The sequence below is a fragment of the Streptomyces sp. SCSIO 30461 genome (assembly GCF_037023745.1).
Classification (GTDB): domain Bacteria; phylum Actinomycetota; class Actinomycetes; order Streptomycetales; family Streptomycetaceae; genus Streptomyces.
Window position 1 is genome coordinate 861,795 of sequence record NZ_CP146101.1, and the last position, 22,868, is coordinate 884,662.

General features: G+C 66.5%; 15 protein-coding genes and 1 pseudogene. 4 read left to right on the plus strand and 12 right to left on the minus strand.

Annotated features, from left to right (window positions below; translation table 11 throughout):
• Positions 1-149: 149 nt before the first annotated feature.
• From V1460_RS04045 to V1460_RS04055, 3 genes are all read right to left on the minus strand, one after another.
• Entirely contained in the window at positions 150-1,097 is a 948-nt protein-coding gene (locus V1460_RS04045; protein WP_338672175.1) for a hypothetical protein, read from the minus strand.
• 336 nt (positions 1,098-1,433) lie between these two features.
• On the minus strand, positions 1,434-1,628 hold the full coding sequence (locus tag V1460_RS04050; RefSeq protein ID WP_338672176.1) for a hypothetical protein: 195 nt from the start codon (positions 1,626-1,628) through the stop codon (positions 1,434-1,436).
• 92 nt (positions 1,629-1,720) lie between these two features.
• Entirely contained in the window at positions 1,721-4,747 is a 3,027-nt protein-coding gene (locus V1460_RS04055) for a VCBS repeat-containing protein (RefSeq protein ID WP_338672177.1), read from the minus strand.
• Positions 4,748-5,324: 577 nt separating this feature from the next.
• On the opposite strand from V1460_RS04055, the gene V1460_RS04060 reads away from it, so the two are divergent.
• The 3 genes from V1460_RS04060 (at position 5,325) to V1460_RS04070 (ending at position 12,795) form a co-directional block, all read left to right on the plus strand.
• Positions 5,325-10,910 (plus strand): RHS repeat-associated core domain-containing protein, encoded by a 5,586-nt coding sequence (locus V1460_RS04060; protein ID WP_338677882.1) that lies wholly within the window; start codon positions 5,325-5,327, stop codon positions 10,908-10,910.
• Between the two features lie 112 nt (positions 10,911-11,022).
• Positions 11,023-12,447: an IS1380 family transposase gene (locus tag V1460_RS04065; RefSeq protein WP_338672180.1), complete on the plus strand. Its 1,425-nt coding sequence runs from the start codon at positions 11,023-11,025 to the stop codon at positions 12,445-12,447.
• Positions 12,448-12,636: 189 nt separating this feature from the next.
• On the plus strand, positions 12,637-12,795 hold the full coding sequence (locus V1460_RS04070; protein ID WP_338672181.1) for a hypothetical protein: 159 nt from the start codon (positions 12,637-12,639) through the stop codon (positions 12,793-12,795).
• Positions 12,796-13,147: 352 nt separating this feature from the next.
• On the opposite strand, the gene V1460_RS04075 is transcribed toward V1460_RS04070, so the two are convergent.
• The 9 genes from V1460_RS04075 to V1460_RS04110 all read right to left on the minus strand — a co-directional run bounded on the left by V1460_RS04075 (position 13,148) and on the right by V1460_RS04110 (position 22,375).
• Complete coding sequence (locus tag V1460_RS04075; RefSeq protein ID WP_338672182.1) at positions 13,148-13,651, minus strand: Imm1 family immunity protein; 504 nt, start codon at positions 13,649-13,651, stop codon at positions 13,148-13,150.
• Positions 13,652-13,681: 30 nt separating this feature from the next.
• Entirely contained in the window at positions 13,682-15,031 is a 1,350-nt protein-coding gene (locus V1460_RS04080) for an ISL3 family transposase (RefSeq protein ID WP_338671528.1), read from the minus strand.
• Between the two features lie 317 nt (positions 15,032-15,348).
• The gene (locus tag V1460_RS04085; RefSeq protein ID WP_338672183.1) at positions 15,349-15,846 is read right to left on the minus strand and encodes an Imm1 family immunity protein; all 498 of its coding nucleotides are present in this window, start codon (positions 15,844-15,846) and stop codon (positions 15,349-15,351) included.
• Complete coding sequence (locus V1460_RS36225) at positions 15,843-16,382, minus strand: DddA-like double-stranded DNA deaminase toxin (protein ID WP_407077395.1); 540 nt, start codon at positions 16,380-16,382, stop codon at positions 15,843-15,845. Before V1460_RS36225 ends, V1460_RS04085 begins: the two co-directional genes overlap by 4 nt.
• Positions 16,383-16,530: 148 nt before the next feature.
• Positions 16,531-17,055, minus strand: a complete 525-nt coding sequence (locus V1460_RS04090) for an ALF repeat-containing protein (protein WP_338672184.1) — start codon at positions 17,053-17,055, stop codon at positions 16,531-16,533.
• 1,174 nt (positions 17,056-18,229) lie between these two features.
• Positions 18,230-18,484, minus strand: coding sequence for a hypothetical protein (locus V1460_RS04095; RefSeq protein WP_338672185.1), 255 nt, complete (start codon positions 18,482-18,484; stop codon positions 18,230-18,232).
• The gene (locus V1460_RS04100; RefSeq protein WP_338671805.1) at positions 18,481-19,719 is read right to left on the minus strand and encodes an IS701 family transposase; all 1,239 of its coding nucleotides are present in this window, start codon (positions 19,717-19,719) and stop codon (positions 18,481-18,483) included. Before V1460_RS04100 ends, V1460_RS04095 begins: the two co-directional genes overlap by 4 nt.
• Positions 19,720-19,907: 188 nt before the next feature.
• Entirely contained in the window at positions 19,908-20,486 is a 579-nt protein-coding gene (locus V1460_RS04105) for an SMI1/KNR4 family protein (RefSeq protein ID WP_338672186.1), read from the minus strand.
• A 191-nt stretch (positions 20,487-20,677) separates the two neighbouring features.
• Entirely contained in the window at positions 20,678-22,375 is a 1,698-nt protein-coding gene (locus tag V1460_RS04110; RefSeq protein WP_338672187.1) for a hypothetical protein, read from the minus strand.
• Between V1460_RS04110 and V1460_RS04115 the strand changes: the two are divergent.
• Positions 22,290-22,508 (plus strand): annotated as a pseudogene (locus tag V1460_RS04115) (ISAs1 family transposase); the annotation flags it as partial. The gene V1460_RS04110 and the pseudogene V1460_RS04115 overlap by 86 nt on opposite strands.
• Positions 22,509-22,868: the final 360 nt, after the last annotated feature.

Here is a 22,868-nt window from a genome sequence, read left to right on the forward strand (position 1 = left end):
GAATGACCTCTTTCATCGAGGTGAGCGGTGGGGGGATGGGGCAGGCGGGACGCACGAAGCGGGTGTGACGGGTCGAACCGGGGCGAGTGGAAATGCCGGTACCGGGGAAGAGCGAGCCCGGGTCGGACCGGCCCGGGCCCGGTCGTCGACTACGGCGCCGCGGCTTCCGCCGCCCAGGCGCGGTGACGGTTGAAGAGCATGACGGCGTCCCCGCAGTAGCTCCAGGGCACGTCGGTGGCGTACGGCCCGATGGCGGCGAAGACCTGGGCCGCCTCCTGGTGCCGGCTCGCGAACGACAAAGCGTGTGCGAGGTAGTTGGCGTCCTCGTGGAACGCGGCGTGCGGACGGTGCGGGTCCCGGCGGACCCACCAGTTCTCCCAGGCGTGCCAGGTCGACGGGTTGTCCGTCCAGGGGTGGACGGCGAGCCTGTAGCGGTTGTCGTCCGCTTCCAGCCGCTGACGGTGCGACTCCGCGAGCGCGACCAGTGGCAGGATGTGCAATGGCAGTCCGGAAGGCGCCTTGGTGCACTCCTCCTGCGCCCAGTGGAACATGTCGCCCCCACTGCCGTGCCAGGACGGGAACAGATAGGTGAGGAGCTCGTGGTGCGCCTCCCGGTTCCACGGGTCGCGCTGCTTCACCTGCGTCCACAACTGTCCCACGGTCACGCGCCATTCGCGGTCCCTTGGCGGCGAGTGGAATCGCGCCAGCGCCATCATGACGACATACGGCGCGGGGTCGTCCGGTATCGCCGATGACGCGGCGTCGCAGGTGGCCCACGCCTCCTCCAGGGCGTCGCCCCGTCCACGGCCCCGGCCGTCGGCCATGGACCGCAGCGCCCGTACGTTGGCGAGCAGAGCGAGGGCGTGCCCGGATCGCGGCTCCGCCTGGGCCCAGGTGTCCGCGAACGTCAGCCGGGCACCTGCCCGGGCGAGCACCTGGAGACGGAAGATCCGCCGGTCCCAGTCCGCGCCGGTGGAGTTCAGCAGCTCCCGGGCGCCCTCCCAGCGCCCCATCGTCGCGTCCTCCACCACGGCCCGCAGCCGGGTGTCGTCGCGGGCCGGATGCCGGTCGAGAGCCGAGCTTTTGCGACCACTCATGACGGCACCGGGGAGAATGCGGCCGGTATGTCAGCGGTGGATGTACCCGCCGTGGGGCTCAGGGGTTGTGCCAGCCGTACAGATAAGGCCGAGGACACCTTGACTCCGTGGATGAACTGATCGACACCAACGACATGTGCAGCCTTGCGAAACCACTCGTGAACACACTTGCGGGCCCGCGGCTAACGGAGCGTGTCGCGGGGGTCACCAGACTGATGGAAAATCTCTTGGTTCACACCTGCCACAGGTGAATCGCCAGAGTGATGTTGGTTACATCTACCCTCGTCGGGCTTCGCCAGGACGGGGCCGCGCGCTGCCGCTCACGTGATTGCACGGTCAACCATCCTTTGCCGACGCGACGGAGAGGCCCCACACCGCGACAGGAACGGTGCCCACATCGGTGCCGGGGTTGGCGGTGACGCCCTGGCGGGACGGGCTGCCGGTGACCGTGCTCGCGCCCGACGGGAGTGCGGCGCCGTCCAGAGAGTGTCGAGCGTGGCCCGGTTCGACGATCAAAGCTACAGATGTCATGTCGGCTCGGCTGCGGTTCACCACCGCCAAATGGCGGGCGGTGGTGAACCGGTGGCGGCCGTTGTCCACGTGGCCGTTCCGGGCGGCTTTTTTCAGCTGATGGATTGGTAGTCGCCGAGTCCCGTGGTGGCGGTGGTCCAGGGTTTGCTGCCGCTGGTGGTGTAGTCGCCGTAGAAGCGCACGGTGCCGGTCGTGTCGGTGGCCCAGAGGTCGAATTTGCCGTTGTTGTTGGCGTCGGGGGCTGCGGTGAGCAGGGGCAGGGTGTTCCAGCCGGAGCCGATCTGGATGCGGTGGTCGGGGGTGACCTGGTCGGGGCCGTTGGGGCCGTCGGGGTCGATGCTGTCGTAGAGGAACAGGCCGCCGGCGTCGAAGCGGGCGACGAGGTCGATGTGGCCGTCGTCGGTGAAGTCGCCGGGCGCGGCCAGAGTGATCTTGTCCAGAGTGCCGCCGGACTGGGAGCTCATGCTGTCGCCGGAGGCGAGAAGGACGGGGTCGCGGTAGGAGTCGAGTCGGTTGTCCGGAGCGCCGTAGTACAGCCAGAGGAACTGGCCGTCGTTGACGAGCAGGTCGGGATAGCCGGGGAGGTCGTCGGGGCCTACGGTCCCGTCGCCGTCGATGTCGAGACCGCCGTCGACGTCGCCGATGGCGAGGATCTGCTTGGCGCCGTTCTTCCAGTGGTTGTTGGTGTCGTCGTAGACGGTCAGTTCCTGGCGCTGGGTGCCGTCGTTGCAGCTGGTGCAGGCGAAGCCGAGGCCGTTGTTCGGGTGCACCCACAGCCGGTGGGCGTCGGTCGTGGTGTCGTGGCGCAGTGCGATGAGGTCTTCGTAGGCGTCGTTGGTCCAGTCTCCGCGGTGGGTGATCTTGACGTCGTTGAAGGAGAAGTCGCTGGCGGTCTTGGAGTTCTCGGCGATGGTGCCGTCTCCGGCTCCGTAGAAGCGTCGCAGGTCGCCGCCGGAGTCGATGGCCCACATGTCGGCGTAGCCGTCGCCGTTGATGTCGCCGGCCTTGTCCGGGGTGGTGGGGCCGTTGGCGTAGTACAGGTAGGTGGCGGTGTCAGAGGAATTGCCTGCCGCGTCCAAGCTCTTGACGTACAGCTGGTTGGCGCCGGCCGCCGTAGGGGTGATTTTCACGCTGGCGCTGCCGCCCTGGCTGGCCGGGGTGGTGGTGCGGCGAGTGGCATCGGTGTCGGACCAGTACTCGTACTTGGTGACGTCGGGGACGCCGCCGTTGGTGAAGTTGAAGGTTCCCTCGGTGCGTACGGATGAGGTGTTGCTGGGCCAGCCGTCGCTGCCGTCGGGGAATTTGGTGGAGGTCACACCGGGCGGGCTGCTGGGGCGGTTGGGGTCGAACTTGAAGCGGCAGGTGCTCGCGGGAGCCCAAGGTGAGGCGTCGGTGGAGTCCAGGGTCTGGGCTCTCCAGCCGAAGACGCCGCCGGATTGGGTGAGGGCGGCTTGCAGGGTCGTCTTGGGAACCTTCACCTTGGCGACGGTGCCGGAGGTGACGGAGACGACTTGGTTGAAGATCTCGGCGCCGCCGGCGTAGCTGTTGTTGCCCCAGAGCCGGAACTGTGCCTTGACGGTGCCGCCCTCCGCGTCTTTGACCCTGGCGGTCAGGTAGACGTCGGTGTTGCCGATGACCGGGTAGGACGACGCCATCTGGGGGCATCCGGTGCTGGGAATGGTGTCGAGGCTGGTTGGCGGGTCGGGGATGGTGTTGTAGTCGGTGGACAGGACCGCGGTGCCGGCGTCGAACCGCTTGTAGGCGAGCTTGTCGCCTTCGCTGGCGGCACGCAGTCCGAGGGTGATGTTGTTCCACTTGTCGGACGCTGCCTGCTTGGCGCCGGCGGTGACGTCGAAGGCGAGGTTTCCCGCCGGGCAGGTGGAGCTCCAGCCCTTGGCATCGCTGACGTGGTCCAGCTTGGTCGCCCACGTCGGTTGCTTGGACCAGCTGGTGGAGGAGCTGATGGATCCTGTCAGCCAGGTCTGCACCTCACGGTGGGTGCAGGAGTAGGAGTAGCTGTTCTTGATCCGGAAGGTGGACTTGGAGATCACCTTGTTGGTGTTCCAGAGGTTGTTGGTGTCCATCCGGAAGAAGGACCGCGAGGTACCGTCGCCGGGGTTGCCGACACGGGCGTACTTGGTGGTGGTGTTGCCGTCGCCCTCGTCCCAGCCGTTGCCGTTGTAGTAGGCGGTGCCCGGCGAGCTGCTGTAGGCGATGGTCCAGGCTTCCCGGGAACCGGAGACGGCCGGGTCGATGTAGACCGGGTACTGAGTGTCGGGCCCGGCAAGGACGTCCCTGTCCGGCGTCAGGGTGAGTTGAGTGTCGGTGACATCGACGCCCATGGCTGCCTCTTGCGCACCGTATGGCGCCTCGAACTCGTGGGCAGGGGGCGGCGGAGGGGGCGTGGCCTGGCTCCTGAGGAGGCGCTGCGGTCCAGCCGTGACCTCGCTGCTCGGCGAGGCCTGGGACTTCGTGCTGTCCCACATCAGCGGGGTCGGGGCGGTGAAGACTTCCTGGCCGGCCGGGTTGACCGCGCGCAGGTTGCCGTGCTCGTCGGCGTCGACGTGGAGACCGTCGGTGGACAGAGGCAGCCTGATCTTCGAAAGGACCGGGTTCGCGGCCGCCTTGGCATTGTGGACGATCAGCAGCTGACCGAATCCGGCCGTACCCGCCTTCAGCTTCAGGTCCACATCGTCCAGCACGTCCCGGTACAGGGCGGTGTCGCCATCGATCTCGGGTGTCGGCAGCGGTTCAGGCCAGGACCAGGACATGCTGCGCCCGTCCCGCTCCACCGTGGCCAGCGGTCCTGATCCTCCGCCGGAGAACGTCACCCCTACTTCGGTGGCCTTGGCGGAGAAGCTGCCGTCGGTGTTGCGGGCCAGGCTGGTGTCGAGGCCGACCAGCTTGCCGTTCTTGCGAACCCGTTGGGCAAGTGCGTACTGCTCAGTGGTGAACGAGCCGTCCGGGTTGGCGTAGGTCTCGGCCGTCTCCGTGCGCAGGGCCGTGACTTCCACGCGTTCGCCGGTGTCCACGGCCTCCTCCGAGGCGGCGTCGGTCAGTCGCTGCACCTGGTCCGTACCGGACCCGGTGCCCGATGTGGTCTCCGAGGACGCAGGCACCCCGGCCGCTTGCGCAGCTGCCGGCAGTGCGACAACGAGCGGTGCCAGCACCAACGCCGCTGCCGTGGCTACTGAGAAACGGCGCCTATATGGATGTCTTGCGCCGTAACGGACATTCTTTATCGTGCTCCCTTTGCAAGTTCTCCACGTTTCTATCGCATCCATCAGCGATGGCTGACGCGAGGCGGCGGTCACGTGCATCACGAGGGCGGTATTCCTCGCGACCGGTCTTCAGCCGGAAACTCTTCAGGGCTGGTCGAGTTGGGCTTTCCGGGGCTGAATTGCACATTGGCACAGGTCAAGCCCGATGGGGTGCCGCTAAGTATCGATTTCGACAAGCGTCCCGTCCTCCCTTGTGTGCTCACCGGGGAGGTGTATGCACGGACGGGCCTACTGAAAGGTAACAAACTTATCAACGTCTCTTTCGTAGAGTAATGATCGGGGCTAGGCTCACGAAGTTCTTCAAAATTGTGGATATCCCGTGGGGGGATCTGTGTTCGGTGTGCCCTCAGCGACGCCCCGAGTCCGCTGGTGGGCTCGCAGACGCGTGCGTGCGTTCAGGACGGTCGCCTTGGCTGTGGCCGTCTACCTGCTGGCAGGACTTCTCGGTGGTCCTGTCGCTGCGGCGGCGGAGCTGGATCTGCTGGGGTTGAACAAGCCGGATCCGGTGCCGACATCGAAGGTGAAGCCGAAGAAGGCTTCCCGGACCAACCATGCCGCGAAGAACGCATGGAAGAAGGCCCCCAAGGTGGCGTGGCCTGCGCCCGGCACAGCCGCGGTGGCCGTGCCGGCCAGCGGCAAAGCCGTCGAGGCGGGTTCGCTGCCGGTCAAGCTGGGGCGCGCCGACGTCAAGGGCAAGAAGGCGACCGGGCCGCAGCGGGCTCAGGTGCAGGTCCTTGACCGCAAGACAGCAGACGCCCTGGGTACTGAGGGGCTTGTTCTGGCCGTCCGTGCCACGGACGGAGCCAAGGGTCCCGTCTCGGTCGACGTCGACTACTCGGGTTTCCGGCACGCCTACGGTGGTGACTGGGCCTCGCGTCTGACGCTTCGGCAGCTTCCGTCGTGCGCTCTGACCACACCGAAGGCGAAGGGCTGTACCCAGGGCACGGAACTCACGACCACCAACGACACCGAGGCCGGAACTCTGACGGCCGCGGTGTCCCTGCCCGCCGGCACCGAGGCGCCCGAGTCATCGGCACCGGTGACCAAGGCACCGACCGCCGCCCGATCCGCGACCGGCATGTCGGTCAGATCCGGCACGGTGCTCCTGGCCGCGACCGCCGCGGCTTCGGGCGCGTCGGGCAACTTCGGCGCGACATCGCTTGCCCCGTCGGCCTCCTGGTCCGCAGGCGGATCCAGCGGCGGGTTCAGCTGGAGCTACGGGATCGACAGCCCGGCGGTGCCAGGCGGCACGGCACCCGAGCTGAGCCTGGGCTATTCCTCGCAGTCGGTGGACGGGCGTACGGCTGCGACGAACAACCAGGCGAACTGGATCGGCGACGGCTGGTCGATGGAGCCGGGCTACATCGAGCGCCAGTACATCTCCTGCACGGATGACAAGACCGACAGCAACAACACCACAGCCAAAGTCGGTGACCTGTGCTGGAAGAAGGACAACGCCGTCCTGAACCTGGGTGGGCAGTCCAACACCCTTGTGCGGGACACCGAGTCCGGCGAGTGGCATCTGGAGAGCGACGACGGCACCAAGGCGGAGAAGCTCACCAGCTCCAGCCGCGGCAACGGAGACAACAACGGTGAGTACTGGCGGGTGACCACCCCGGACGGGACCCGCTACTACTTCGGATACAACCGTCTGCCGGGCTGGGCCGAGGGCAAGCCGGAGACGAACTCCACCTGGACCGTGCCGGTGTTCGGCAACCACTCCGGCGAGGAATGCCACGCGGCCGCGTTCAAGGACTCCTGGTGCCAGCAGGCCTGGCGATGGAACCTCGACTACGTCGTGGACACGCACTCGGATGCCATGGCGTACTACTGGACCAAGGAGGCCAACCACTACGGCCGTAACGTCAACCCTGACACCGGCGCGTCCACTGCCACTCCCTACGACCGAGGCGGATATCTCTCCCGTATCGAGTACGGGCTGCGCTCCAGCACGATGTACGGCAAGAAGGCCGCCGGCAAGATCGACTTCACCGTCTCCGAACGCTGCCTCACAGACTGCGGCACCTTCGACGCGACCCATGCCAAGAACTGGCCTGACGTGCCGTTCGACCAGTACTGCGCTCCCAGCACGGAATGCAAGGACCGCTACTCGCCGTCGTTCTGGACCCGCAAGCGGCTCACCCGGATCGACACCTCGATCCTGACCGGCGGCTCCTACGAGCCGGTCGACACCTGGACGCTCACGCACCAGTTCCCGAGCACCGGGGATGGCACGGACCCGGCGCTGTGGCTGGCGTCGATCACCCGCACCGGCCATACCGGTACCGGTGACGTCTCCATGCCGTCCGTGACCTTCCGAGGCCAGACGCTGCCGAACCGGGTCGAGGGAGCGACCACCGGTGGGGAACCGGACCCGGTTCCGCCGATGTGGCGCTACCGCGTCTACGGCATCGACACCGAGACCGGCGGAACCATCGGCGTCACCTACTCGCCGACCGATTGCGCGGCCGGTGACGTGCCCTCACCCTCGTCGAACACCCGGCGCTGCTACCCGGTCATCTGGTCCCCGCCCGACGCACCGGGCGACAACTACGAGCCCTATCTGGACTGGTTCCACAGCTACGTGGTCACCCAGGTGCTGGAGAGCGACAACACCGGCGGCGCACCGGTCAAGCAGACCGACTACACCTATCTGGGCGGCATGGCCTGGTCCAAGTCCAAGGACGACGAGTTCACCAAGGCCAAGCACCTCACCTACAGCGACCGCAAGGGCTACGGCCGCCTCCAGGTCCGCACCGGTGCAGGCACCGACGCACGAACGCTGAAGGAATACCGCTACTTCCGCGGCATCGACGGCGCCGAGGTCAAGGACTCCGAGGGCATCGGCATCACCGACCGCGAGGCGTTCGCCGGCATGACGCGCGAGGAGGCCACCTACAACGGCGACGGCGGCCCCTTGGAGAGCGCCACCAGCTACGAGCCCTGGCGGTCGGCCGCGACAGTGACCGAGACCCGGGCCGAGGGACTCCCGCCCCGGTACTCATACGCCACCGGCGGCAAGTCGGAGAAGACGCGCACCGCGGTCGGCGCGGGCTGGCGCACCACCCAGAAGACCCGCACCTTCGACGACCTGGGCCAGCCGCTGACCGAATCCGACCTCGGCGACACCGCCACGTCCGGTGACGAGGAGTGCACCACCACCGCCTACGCCCAGAACACGGCGAAGAACATCCTCACCCTGACCGCCGAGATCACCACGGTCGCCAAGGCCTGCGGCACCACCCCGTCCCTCCCCAGGGACCTGGTCTCGGTCGAACGCCGCTACTACGACGGTGCCACCAGCCTCACCGCAGCCCCGACGAAGGGCGACGTGACCCGGCTGGAGGAGCAGGACGAGGCCGGTACCGGCTACCTGACCACGGCCACCCACACCTACGACCAGCACGGCCGCGAGCTGACCGAAACCGACGCGCTGAACAACACCACCACGACCGCCTACACCCCCGAGACCATCGAGGCACCCACCTCGATGAAGGTCACGAACGCGCTCGGACACACGACCACGACCACCTACGACCCCACGCGAGGCACGGCCACCGCGGCCGTGGACGCAAACAACAAGCGCACCGACGCCGTCCACGACGGCCTCGGACGCACCCTGAAGGTGTGGCAGCCGGGCTGGCCCAAGACCGGCAACGAAGCAAAGCCGTCGGTGGAATACAGCTACAAGATCTCCAAGACCGCGGCGAACGCCGTCACCACCAAGACGCTCAAGAGCAACGGCGACCACCGCACCACCTACGCTCTCTACGACGGCCTGCTGCGCGAGCGGCAGACCCAGGCACCGGCCATCGGCACCCAGCACGCCGTGGTGACCGAGACCCACTACGACACCCGCGGCTGGTCCTGGAAGGCGTACAACCCGTACTACGCCGCCGTCGCCCCGTCCTCGACGCTGTTCACCGCCTCGGCGGTCAACCAGGTCCCCGCCGCGACCGAGAACGAGTACGACGGGCTGGGCCGAGTCACCGTGGCGAAGTCGCTGAAGTACGGCGACGAGCAGAAGCGCACCACGACCCAGTACGACGGCGACCGCATCACGGTGATACCCCCGAAGGGCGGCACCGCCACGACCACGGTCACCGATGCCAGGGGCCGCACCACCGAACTCCTCCAGTACACCAACACCGAACGCACCGCCTCCCAGAAGACGACCTACGGCTACGGCAAGTACGACGAGCCGACCACGGTCACCGACCCGGCCGGCAACACCTGGACGTACACGTTCGACAACCGCGGCCAGCGGATCAAAGCCGACGACCCGGACAAGGGCCTGTCCACCACCACGTACGACGACCTCGGCCGCGCCGCCACCGTCACCGACGCCCGCGGCACAACGCTGGCCACCACGTACGACAAACTCGGCCGCAAGACCGCGACCAAGCACGGCACCACGACCCTGGCGAAGTGGACCTACGACACCCTCGCCAAGGGGCTGGTGACCAGCAGCACCCGCTACGCAGGCGGCGCCGAGTACACCACCCAGGCCGGCGGCTACAACGACCGCTACCAGCCCACTTCCACCACCCTCACCATCCCGGCCGCGGCAGGCCAGCTCCAGGGCACCTACACCTGGACCTACGGCTACGACGACGAAACCGGCCTGAGGGAATGGACCATGAACCCGGCGATCGGCGGGCTGACCTCCGAGCGCGTCACCACCGTCTTCACCGACAGCGACCTTCCCTACAAGACCACCGCCGGGCAGATGATCCTGGCCAACGCCACCCAGTACGACGTGCACGCCCGCCCGGTACGCACCGAATACGGCCTGCTCGGCAAGAAGGTCTACAAGACCCAGGCCTACGACGAGCACACCGGTGACCTCACCCGCACCACCACCGACCGCGACACCGCCCCGCAGCGCATCGACGACATCAGCTACTACCGCAACGCGGCGGGCAGCATCACCTCCATCAAGACCGTCTCCGGCCAGGACGACACCGCCACCACCGACCGCCAGTGCTTCAAGATGGACGCCCTGCGCCGGCTGACCGAGGCATTCACCACCACCAAGAGCCAGTGCTCCACCACCACCCCCTCGGCCAGCACCGTGGGCGGCCCGGACGCCTACTGGCAGAGCTTCACCCACGACGCCATCGGCAACCGCACCAGTGAGGTCAACCACAAGGCCGTCGGCGGCATGCAAGCCACCGACACCACCCGCGCCTACACCCAGCCGGCCCCCGGCGCCGACCGGCCGCACGCCACCACATCCGTGACCACCACCGGCGGTGGCACCGACACCTTCACCTACGACCAAGCGGGCAACATGAAGACCCGCAAGTCCGGCGGCAAGAACCAGACCCTCACCTGGGACCCCGAAGGCCACCTCCAGACCATCGCCGAGACAGGCAAGTCCACCGACTACGTCTACGACACCGAAGGCAACCGCCTCCTGGCCCGCAACTCCAACAACACCGCCACCCTCTACCTGCCCGAAGGCAACGAACTCGCACTCAACGCCGACGGCACCACCACCGCCACCCGGTACTACACCCACGGCGGCGAAGCCATCGCCATGCGCACCCCCACCAGCGGCTTCACCTTCCTCCTCGGCGACCACCAAGGCACCGCCCTCACCGCAGTGGCCGCAGCAACCGGTCAGGCCGTCACCCGCCGCAAACAACTCCCCTTCGGCCAGCTCAGGTCAGGACAGTCCACCGCCTTCGGAACCCGCGGTTTCGTCGGCGGCACCCAAGACCCCACCGGCCTCACCCACCTCGGCGCACGCGAATACGACCCCACCCTCGGCGCCTTCATCTCCGTCGACCCCATCATCGACCACGACGACCCCGCCCAGATGCACGCCTACAGCTACGGCCACAACAACCCGGTCACCAAGTCCGACCCCGACGGCCTCCGCCCCGACGGCCCCGGCGGCTTCGGCGCGTCCGACTACTACTGGGCCCAAGACCGCGGCCTGACCACCGGCTACTACACCCAGAAAAACGGCAAGTACGTCTGGAACCAACCCTGAACAGTCAGCGGAATTCGATGATCTGACGGCCCGGTAGCAGAAAAGGTGCCCTGAACTGCGAGGATGCGACTGTCGAGGAAGCATCGGGTGCAGGAGTCAGGACACCTTTCTGGTGAGCGAGCGTACAGGGTGGGACCGGGGCCTGGTCGTGAGGGCTGACGGGAAAGGCCTGGTCGGGCATGCCGGGGTGGTGTTGCTGCGGCGCCTTGCGGACCGGTCGGGGCTGACCGGGGCCCTGTCCGGGGTGTTCCCGACCGGCGGTCCGGGCTGGCGGGACCGGGCAGTGGTCCTCGTCCACCTGGCGATATCGATCGCGCTCGGCGCCCGCAGTGTGGCCGAGGCCGGACAGCTCGCCTGGCACCATGAGCGGGTGATGGGCCCGGGCGTCTCGGACTCCACGGTGCACCGCACCCTGAACCTGTGTGACGCCGACCGGATCGCGGCGATCAACCGGGCCCGGGCGCGGATCCGCCGTACGGTGTGGTCGTGGCTGGCGCTGCGGCCCGGCGGATTTCCCTGGCTGACCATCGCCGGGAAACGCCTGCACCACTGGGTGATCGTCGATATGGACGCAACGATCATCACGGCCGCCTCGAAGAAAGAGGGCGCGGCGGCGACCTGGAAGAAGAGCTTCGGGTTTCATCCTCTGGCCGCGTGGTGCGCGAACACCGGCGAGTGTCTGGCGATGCTGCTGCGGAGCGGCAACGCGGGCTCGAACACGGTCGCCGACCACAAGGCGGTGCTCGCCGATGCGCTCGCCCAGATCCCGGGCTCCTCGCGCGCGAAGATCCTCGTGCGGGTCGACGGGGCCGGCGCGACCCACGGCCTGCACGAACATCTCCTCGGCTTGAACACGCGTCGGCGCACGGTCCGCTTCACCACCGGCTGGACCATCACCGAGGCCGACGAGCAGGCCATCGCGAAACTGCCCGAGGCAGCGTGGGAGGCATCCCTCAACCAGGACGGCAGCGTCCAGGAGGGCTACTTCGTCGCCGAGTTGAGCGGACTGAACGGACGCGAGGGCTGGAGCCGGGGCCTGCGGCTGATCGTCCGCCGGGTCAGACCCTCCAGCCGCCACCTGGCGAACCTGACCGACTTCGAGAAGAAGACCGGCTGGAAGTACTCGGTCATCGCCACGAACATCAACAAGATGACCCGGGTCGTCGGCTCCCACCAGATCCAGTGGCTGGACGCCGTGCACCGCCACCATGCCGTGGTCGAAGACCGCGTGCGCACGAACAAGGCCATGGGCTTGCACAACCTGCCCTCGAAATCCTGGCAGAACAACACGAGTTGGATGCTGACCGCGAACCTCGCGGCCGACCTCGACGCCTGGCTCCGTCTCCTGGCCCTCCACGACCAGGACGGCCTCGCCGACGCCGAACCCGACACCATGCGCTTTCGGATCTACCACCTGCCCGCCCGCCTCGCCCACCACGCCCGCCGCCGGCACCTCCGCCTCCCTGCCGACTGGCCCTGGGCCAGGGCATTCGCCACGGCCTGGCGGCGTCTGACCGAGCTTTCCGCCGTCACCTGACGCGCGGACCCCGCCCCGACGAAGACCAGGAAGGAGAGACCGGCACCACCACCGGGACCGTGGAACCCGGCGCAGCCGCAGCGACACGCGACGGCCCCACCCGCCAATACGCGGGACAAACAGGGCGAGCCGAAGACGCTACCCGGCAGCGATCACCGCTGACAGATCGAGGTCAACCCGGCCGAGGGAGTGTGGTCGCTGCTCAAACGGTCGCTGGAGAACTTCGCCGCCGCCAACCTCGATCACCTCGTCCGCGTCATGAAGCGCAAGCTGAAGAAGATCCAGTACCGCCCGCACCTGCTTGACGGCTGCCTCGCCGAGACCGGCCTGTTCATCGAACCGCCATGACCAACCCGCCCGCTATCGCGAGTTCAACCTCAGTAGCTGCGGGCCGAATGCCGGGGTGGGGGACCAGCTCGGATCCGTGTACTACAGCAGCAGATCTTGTGACGGTTGATCGGTGCTGTAGTACACGGGGCGGGCCCGCCAGGGGCCGGGGCGACTTCGTTGCGTCCGGTCGCGCACCCGACCAGCATCGTCATACCGCCGTGACCTGCACATCCGAGAGATCACCATGACTTTGCAATCGCCCTGGGCTACAGGCCGTGTTCCGACGCTTGGGAGCTGATTTTCTACTTCTACGAAGGTGTACGCCTCGCATCTTCGGTCAAGATTGGGATGCGAGGCGTACGCTCAGATTTCACACAGTTTGATCAAGAAGGAGCCATGGAATGCATTTCGGCCTCTGTCCTGTTCTCGCGCTGCAGAACTCCTTGAGGGCGTCGCGTACTTGCGCTTTGGGAATGGCGGCCTCGCGGGGGTAGTATGTGGGGTTTCCAGGATCCGCGACCAGTTCAGGGTCGAAAGACGGGGGATTCGGATTTCCCGAAGTCCAGATGAAGCGTGAGACATCCTCATTAGGCGCCCCTTCCGGAATCTCGCTGGTCCACCACTTTAGCGCCCCGTACCCGTTTCTGGTATTCACCGAGACATAGAGGTAGTTGGTTGCCCATCTCTCGTCGGTTTCTTCCGGGTACTTCCCCTTGGCGATACTGACTACGGCCCTCTCGGGTACGATCTCGAAACCGTCGTCAGTTTCCCCCTTCTGGACGAGATCGCTCATGATGTGATCTATGAGAGAATCGATCTGATGCTCGGAGTGGGCGTAAACCTCCCCGGCATGCGTGCTCGCAAGAACGATCATGCTGTCACCACCTAAATCGGGTCTTCGAATTTAGTGGGGGTGCGCCTGCCGTCGGCTCCGGCGGGTGGTCGCACAGCGTGAGCGTAGGCGCTGGTTGGCGCGGTTGCGGAAGCCGAAGGCGTTACGCGCTTCGAGCTTGATGAGGCGGTTGTTGCCTTCGGAGGCGGCGTTGGTGATGCCGGTGGTCAGGTAGGTCTCGATGCCGTCCCACCACTGCTCGATGGTCTCGGCGAGGGTGAGGAGTTCGTGCAGGTGGGCGTGGTCGGCGACGTGGGTGAAGAAGCGGTGGCGGGCGGCGGAGATCGCGGAGCGGTCGGGGGCGTGGTGGGTGCGGCTGACGGCCAGGCCGAGGAGGTCGCGCAGGAGTTCCTTGGCCTGCCAGGCCGCGTGGATCTGCCGGCCGTAGGTGCCCATGTACTCCAACTCGGTCTTCAGGAGGAGGCGTTGGTCTTCGGTGAGGTCTTCTTTGTTGCGGCGCAGGAGTTTGCGGACGGTGTAGATGCCGTCGCCCTTGCGGGCCCGGCGGCCGTGCTGCCGCCAGGTGAGGCGTCGGCGCAGGTCGGCGAGGTGGCGCTGGGCGAGTTGCACGATGTGGAAGCAGTCGACGACCACGGTCGCGTGCGGCAGGGCACGGTGGACGGCGGCGCGGAAGGTGGAACACAGGTCGATGGCGACGTAGCGCACCTGTGCCCGCCAGGATGCGGGCTGGGAGCTGAGCCAGTCGGCGACCGAGGTGGCGTTGCGGCCTTCGACCTGCCCGAACAGTCCTTGCCCGCCGATCACGTCGACGAAGCCGATGTGCCAGGCGTCCGCGACCAGTTCCCACTTCTGCGTGGCCGGGTTCTGGGCCCAGACCGGCTTGCCCCGCCGGGTCTCGTCGATCCCGACCGCCTCGGTCGCGGGCGGCGTCTCGGGCAGGACCGTCGCGGCGTAGTCCTCGAAGCATCGCTGCACGATGGGCCAGCTCAAGGACAGGTCGCGGCCGGCCTGCACGACGGTGCGGGATCCGTCGCAGACCGCGGCCCCCGCCGCCCGGCGCAGGGCGGTGGTGGTGCGCATCCCGGCGGGCACCGCGTGGATCGCCTCGGTGAACGAGCCGCGCTCGCACGCGGGTTCGGCGCAGTACCAGCGTGCCTTGCGCCACCGGATACTCACAGGGCGTCCACCGCAGGGCAGGTGCCGGGGCCGGGTGGTGCGGTAGTCCTTCAGCCGGGTGGCGAAGACCCCGCACGAGGGGCAGGCCCGGGCGGAGTCCTCGCTCGTGACCACGTACACCGTCGAACCGCCCGCCCCGTCGTCCTTGACCTGCGTCACACTCACCCCCTCCAGCCCCAGAAGTCGCGTTGCCGCTTCGTTGATGCCGGTATCGTCGCTGTTCAAGCCCGTGGGGTTTCATGATCGGTTGCCTAGACAACAACCATGATCACGAAGGCCCGCGGGCTCCTTGCGTCCAGGGCGCCCGCACCCCAACCACCTCACACAGCGTGACCGGCGAGCGCGCCCGTCACCGCCGCACCCCCCACTAAATTCGAAGACCCCCTAAATCACTCGCGGAGCGGCCCGCTTATCCCACCCGATGCGCAGCCGACAAAATCGATCTCGCAACGTTCTCCATCCGTGAATCGCCAACGATCGCTGCAGAACTCGATGTGGAGGCAAGCCGGAATTTCCGACTTGCCCCCACATCTAGCACTCACCTAGTACTTGGCATCGAGGCGCTGCCCGTGAACAGTGCCCGGCTCCCATTCCAAACTTGGAGGACGGAGCCCGCCGTTGAAGAAGTATTCTTCGATTGCTGTTCTTATTTTTTCGATGGGAATAACATTTCTTCTGTCATACCAGAGTGGGTGTCCGTCGTCCGACGTGACCCTTGGGTCGAAATCTGGTGGAGAGTCGTTCTTGGTGATCCAGTGGAAATGGTCGGAATGTTCGGAATCTTCACCCGACCAGGTCATTCCACCGAATTTGGTTTCCTTGTTGATTCCGATCCGCAGAGAATTTTCTGCATAGGGTGGGATTTCAGAAATTTCCGACACGTTAAAGACGTGGAATTCTCCGACAGTCCCCGGAAAGAAGCCAACGGGGACCGGACGCTCCCACTCCAATGCCTCTATGACTTTAGTGATGGCGCTATCAATATCTCTCCTCGCTGAGACATGATACGCCTCGCCGTCAAGCCAGTATTCTACGATCATTTCTTTCTCCCAGGCCCTTCGCCCACCAGGCGCTTCGTGTCTCCCGGGTAGTGTACCGTCAGTGTCCATCCTTTAGGCAGGATTGCCTTTACCAGGATCGAGCAACTGCCTCGGCCCGTGCATACGCCCTTGTTGTTATTGATGACAATTTCTGCCTGCTCAATGTCGCCCATCACATTTTGTATGCAAGCTTCGTTTCCGCGTGTGTATCTCCGTGCAGACCCGTCTGCTTCGGATGCATCGGGTAGCCTATTGACTTCAGATAGGCGAAGAGTCCAGCTGTATCCGCGTCGTTCTGGCTGACGATCCGGCGCCCGTCCTCCCAGCGAGGGTGGAACTAGAGGAGTCAGATTCTCGTTAGCGCCATTCTTTGGGGATGTTGGTGAGCTGCGTCGCCAAGTCCCAGCCCGGAGGCTGGTCCTTTGGGTAGCGCCAGCGAGCTCCCTGACCAGTCCAGTATCCGCGGTACACGCGAGCACCCTGCAAGCTGAGAGCTTGGATCCCCGACTCGGCACCACAGCAGGGGCAGATGGCATTTGTCGGCCACGTGTCCTCGTAGAAGAGTCCACCGTCGCTGTAGCCGCAGACTCGGCAGATATCCTCGTCTTCCTGGCTTCGCATGTATACCTTCCTCAACTATTTTTCGGGCAGAGTCGGTCTACTTACGCTCGATGCCCTGGGTGTTCAGGTAATCCTTGAGCGTGGGGCCGCGCGGCCGCTCTCTTGGACGTTGGGTCCACCCTTGCTGATGATCTGGGCGATCTGCACGCGGAAGTCGTCGGACGCGGCCGCGTACTGGCCCGTCTCCAGGAAGGAGGTGATCTTGATGGCGTCGCCGGAGAGCGCGGTCACCGCCTGGGCCCGGACCGGCTCGATCTCCGAGAGGAGGGCGAGGTTCTCGACCCGGGTGCGGTCGTCCTGCTGGGCGGCCTGGGTCCATCCGGTACGGATGTAGTCGGTGACGTCCTTGTCTGTGCCCGCGAGGGCGACCTCGGCGGCCGTCCGGCTCCAGGGGCCCCGGACCTTCATCGCGCTGATGGCGATCTTGCGGGCCTTGAGGGCGACGTCCTTGGCGTCGGCGCCGGGCGCGTTCGCCTCCGCGGCCAGCTTCCTGGCCTCGGTCTCCAGGTCCTGCGCCTCCTTGACGGCGTCCTTGCGCGCCTGGTCGAAGGCGGCGGTGGAGTCGGCCAGGGCGATGGCCTTCTCCATGCCGCTGTTCGCCCGTTCGGCGCGTTCCTCCTTCTCGATCTGCAGTGCCAGCTCGTGGGTCTTGACGGCCTTGGCGACCGCGTCCGACGCGCGGGTGGCGGCCTCCTGGGCAGCCTTGGCGTGAGCGGTGGACTGCGCGGCCGCCTTGGCGGCGTCACCGGCGTGTTCGGCTGCCTCGTCCGCTGCCTTGGCGGCGTTGCGGGGTCGGGGTCGTAAGGCGAGGTGATCCTCGCTCTGCTGGGCGGGAGATTATTCTTCCCCCGTCAGGCCACCTCCTGCACCCCGCCCGTGACCGTCCGCTGGAACTGCTGCAGCCACACTGTCCGCAGGATGCCGACGGCGGGGACCTCTCGCAGCCAGTCGGGAGCGGCTGACGCGGCGGCTACCGCCCTGCGGACGCACCGGCGCCACCGGCACCGCGCGTTGGAACAACTCCCACAGTCCGTCAGGCACCAGACGCTACGTGATCGTCACGCACGAACCCTACCGGCCATGCCAAATGCAACGACGTCTCAACTTCGAAGACCCACAAAAGGCCACCACGAACGAAAGAAAGGGTCCGTCAGCAAGCTGACGGACCCTCATGCAAGAGCGAGGCTAGCGCGATTCTCTGGTGATGTTCGCGAGCTGCTTCACCAAGCCCCAGCCCAGAGGCGTGCTTGGTGGTCGCACGACCCCAGGGGACCCCAGGGGCGACCCTCCCCATTGCTCTCCGAGTGAAGGAGGCCGAATTTGACGGCCTGAAGGACGCCTCACCACACCGGCCACTGACCTTCAGAAACCAAGATCAGCATCGATTGAACGGAGCCCTAAGCAGAAAGAGGGGCGTGGATCCCTGGACTAGTCGAAACGAACCGTGGGAGGTGTCATCGCCATTCTGCTGGCAGATGTGCGATCTGCTTCAACAGGTCCCAACCATTGGGCCTCCAACTGGGAGAGCTCCATGCCGCACCTTTCCCAACCCATTCCCCTCTGATCGTGCGGATGTACTCGAGATTTCCGTCGCCCACATCAGATTCGTGACCGCAGCATGGGCAGATTTCTGCCGTAGGCCAGCCACCTTCCCAGAAGAGAGTATTGTCGTCGTATCCGCATACGCGGCAAAAGGTCTCCTCGTCGGGTCCTGGTGTCGGATATTCATCCAGCTGTTCATTGTCGTTCATGGCCTGGCCTTTCAGCGTTCTCGCTGGCCCTGAGCACTGAGATATTCCTCAAGTGTTTTGAACTGCGACGGCCACCCGTTGGGATTCTTATCGCTCCTCGGTCCAGAGGGGCGGTTCATAGTCTTGGGAACTCCGTCCGCATCGTAGGCGACCAAGGTGTTGGTTTCCTTGTGATACACCACATGGCCGTTCACATTACCGCTCTTGTCCAGTCGGTCCCACGCGCGATATCCCTTAGTACTCCAGCTGTAGATCGTGATCTTCATGTCTGGGATGCGGCTTGCCGCCGGTAGTGACTGGTGCGTGATCGTGCCTGGTGGCGGCGGCGCCAGTCGGACCAGGCAAGCCGGTGGGCCGCGTCGAGGACGGGCCGGACGACGAGCGCGATGAACAGGCGGCAGATCTCGTTGCAGGACAGCGGGATCAGGTCGTCCGGCGTGGGTCGGTGTGCGTGTTCGTCGGCGCGGACGACGGCGAGGAAGGCGTGGGCCAGCATCGCGAGGGTGACCCAGCGGGCCCACGAGGGGTAGCGGCGGACCTGGTGCTCATCCAGCCCGGCCAGTCCCTTCTCTGTTTGGAAGGTCTCCTCCACCCGCCATCTGGAACCTGCGACCTTGACCAGGGTGGCCAGGGATGCCGGCGTGGTGGAGTGACAGCGGTAGTAGGCGAGTTCACCGGTGCTGCGGTTGCGGCGGATCAGCAGCTGGTGGTGGCCCGGGGCTGCCTCGGCGAGGTCGATGACGGCCCAGTCGTAGAATCGCTGCCCCTTCGCGCCGTGTCCGGCCGAGAGCTTCTGCCAGGCCCGCTTCGGCACCTTCGCCGCCAGGGCATCGGCGCGGAACTTGCCTGCGCCGGTGGGCACTTCGGCCGAGCAGGCCACCGCGAGGACATAGCCGATGCCGCGTTCCTCCAGAGCCGTACGGAGTCTTGGGTTGCCGCCGTAGACCTCGTCCCCGGTGACCCAGCCGACGTGGTGTCCGGCGTCCAGGAACCGTTCGATCATCGTGCGGGCCAGTTCCGGCTTGGTCGCGAAGACGGTGTCCTGGCCGAGTCCGGCTGCCCGGCAGCGGTCCGGGTCGCACGTCCAGGAGCGCGGGATGTACAGCTCCCGGTCGACCGCCGCGTGCCCGCGCATCCCGGCGTAGACGAGGTAGACCGCAACCTGGGAGTTCTCGATCCGTCCAGCCGTTCCGGTGTACTGGCGCTGGACCCCAACCGTGTGGGTGCCCTTCTTCACGTCGCCGGTCTCGTCGACAACCAGGACCGCGGCCTCGTCATAGAGGTGCTCGACGACGTATTCGCGCACGTCGTCACGGATGCCGTCGGCATCCCAAACGGCTCGGCACAGCAGATGCTGCATGCCGTGCGGGCTGGCCTCCCCGGCCCACTCCGCGATCGTCCAGCAGTTCTTGCGCGGCAGGTCCGCCAGCAGGCCCAGCACCAACCGCCCGGCCCGCATCCGTGGTTCGACCCGGACGAACCGGCCCGCGATCCGACCCATGGCCACCTCGAACGCATCCCGCCAACGGACGGGATCTATGCTGTGACCTGCGGCCACCGTCTCATCGTTACTCCACACAAGTCACGATGATCAACGGTGGCCGCACCCGTCTCCACACCGGCCCACCTTGGCTGAGGGCCCTGCTTAGCCCGTTTCACCGTAACGCTCAACAGCACAGGCCGATGGGCCTACGGTGCCGACAGGGCTGTGCGCTCGGCTTTCTCCAGCCAGTCGGTGTACCAGCGGGCGAACGTCACCGGCGTACCGTCGTCGTCGAGCAGCGGGGCGAGGTCGACGTCGTCCACCCGGCAATCGGACCAGATCGTGCCACGGTGGCTGCCGTTGATGACCAGCCATTCTCTCTGGGCGCAGCCCAGGTGGGAGATCACGATGGCGCCGGCGGTGCGCTCCGGGGCGAACATGATGGCCTCCCACCGCTCGTCCCAAGCCTCGATGGCGTCGTCGAAGTCCTCGATGTCGTCGAAGTCCTCTTCCTCGGGGCGTTGGGCAAGAAGGTCGTCGAGCAGTTTCGGGTCCGGGCCCTGGTCGGGAAACGGCGCGGCAAGTCTCGTCAGGTCGGCCAGGTCCGCGCCGTCGCCTTCCCAACGCCAGCGGCCTTGCACGCGCCGAACTGGGAACAGGCCGTACGCGGGGCCGGCGCCACCCGCACCGACGTGGAGCAGGAATGTCCGGTACTCCTCCGGCAGCCGCACGCCCGTCTGCGCCTCGAGTTCGGCAAGCTCACCCTGGGTAAGCGGGTCCTCCACGATCCACCTGTGCCCCAATGCCCCAAACACCTTGCTGCCGGAAGGCCCTGCACCCGCCGCCTCGAGCCGCTGACGCACGCCCACCACTGATCAGTCATGCGCAGACCGTACGTGCAGCCACCGACACCTGGGGCGCGGGCCCACTGCTACGGTCCCGACGGGCTCAAGACTGGCCCAACGCCCCAGACCCCTCAGCACAACACGCACATCGGCCAGCTGAGGCTCTCGATCACGCCCCCAGCAAGATCACGATCTACAGCTGGAGTATTAGGAGGCTTGGGTGTGCTGAGAGCACCTCGATGGGCATGTGCCAGCTCGACGTAGTCGCGTGCCTTTGCAAGCTCAGGGAACTCTGACTTGTGCTTCGACCAGTGCTTAGCAGCGTTCTGCGCGTGCGGAAACTTCTTATTCGCGGCCCAGATGTGAGGAGCCCCTCCGAGTGCTTTCTGGGCCTTGATGAAGGCTTCTGCGCCGTGGTAGGCGTTCTTGCCCCATTTGGCGCCGGTGGCGCCCCAGCCGGCGACCGGGATGGCTGCGGCTGCGGAGAGGGAGGCGTTGAGGGCGTCGCCTTCGAGTCCGTACCAGCCTGCGTTTGCCAGGTCGGCGACCTCGCCGACTGCTGGGATGAGGCCTGCAACGTCGAGCGCCGTGTGTCCGACGCCTGAGAGCACGTCCCAGACGCTTGTCTCGTCGTCGGCCGCCGCGTCGGCCATGGCCTCCTCCATTTCCTGGAGGGCGGCCAGACTTTCGCGGTTCTCTTCCTCGCGGGCGGCCTCCGCTTCCTCGCGGGACTTGCTCATCCACACAGCCAAGGCGTCCTTGGCCGCCTTGTCAGCCGCGTCGGAGTCCTTGCCGGCCGCGATCGCCGACTGCTTGGCCTCGTTGGCGTACGACCAGGCTTCGTCGGCCGAACCGCGCGCGGCAGTTGCGGAGGACTCGGCGAGGGCCGCGGAGTGGCTGGCCTCACGGGCGGATTGCCTGGCTTGTGCCTCGGCTTCGGTGGCCTTCTTCGCCGACTCGGCCGCGCGGTTGGCGGACTCGGTGGCTTGCTTGGCCGACTCGGCTGCCTGGTTGGCGTACCCCTGGGCCTTGTTCTTCGAGGCCTCGGCCTGCTTGCGGTACTTGTCGGCCTCAGTGGCGGCCTTGCGGGCGTCGGCTGCGACGGCCTGGGCCCGGTCGGCGTTCTCCTGCGCGGTCGCCGCGACCTTGGCGGCGTCCTGGATCAGCTTGCTGATCTGCAGGTCGTGAGTGGCCGCGAGCAGGTCCTTGCGCTTGGCCTTGAGCTGGCCGAAGAGGGCGAACTCGTGCAGGGCCTGGGCTGGGGCTTTGAGGGCGATGCAGGCGGCGACCGTCGCTTCGCTGACAGAGCACTTGTCGGGCGCCGTGGAGCCCCCGTCGGCGAGGCCCGCGGCGATGAGGCGGTCGTCGTCGTACTGCGCGGTGAACTGCCCGGTGACGAGGAACTGGCGGTACTTCTCCTCGGAGCCCGAGTTCAGGGCCGCGCGGCCGCTCTCCTGGACGTTGGGTCCACCCTTGCTGATGATCTGGGCGATCTGCACGCGGAAGTCGTCGGACGCGGCCGCGTACTGGCCCGTCTCCAGGAAGGAGGTGATCTTGATGGCGTCGCCGGAGAGCGCGGTCACCGCCTGGGCCCGGACCGGCTCGATCTCCGAGAGGAGGGCGAGGTTCTCGACCCGGGTGCGGTCGTCCTGCTGGGCGGCCTGGGTCCATCCGGTACGGATGTAGTCGGTGACGTCCTTGTCTGTGCCCGCGAGGGCGACCTCGGCGGCCGTCCGGCTCCAGGGGCCCCGGACCGTGGAGAACACCGTCCACTGGTGTCGGGATGTGACCTTCAACGAGGACAAGTCCCAGGTCAGGACCCACAACACGCCCCCAGTCCTCGCCGCCGTCCGCGACCTGATCCGCAGCGCGCTCAAGCTTGCCGGGTACGTCAACACCGCCGCCGGCCGCCGGGCCCACACCGAACGCACCCTCGTCCTCAGCCTCTACGGCATCACATGATCAAACCGGACGACCCGGGCAAACGCCGGGGCCCTGTAGTCAGTCCTGACCGTCTGTTTGATCACGCTACGTTTTCGGATGCGGAAGCACATCCTCAAGAACGACCCACTGGCCCTTCGGAACTGGCCGTGCTCGCAGTGCATAGCGGGCGGGAGCCCGGCACAGTACACCGAATGCCTTTCCGTACTGCTGAGGGAAGCTGGGAGGGCGGACGATCCGGCGCCCGTCCTCCCAGCGAGGGTGGACTAGAGGAGCCAGCTTCTCGCTAGCGCCATTCTCTGGGGATGTTGGTGAGCTGCTTCACCAAATCCCAGCCCGGAGGCTGCTCCTTTCGGCGGAACCAGCGAGCTCCGTGGCCAG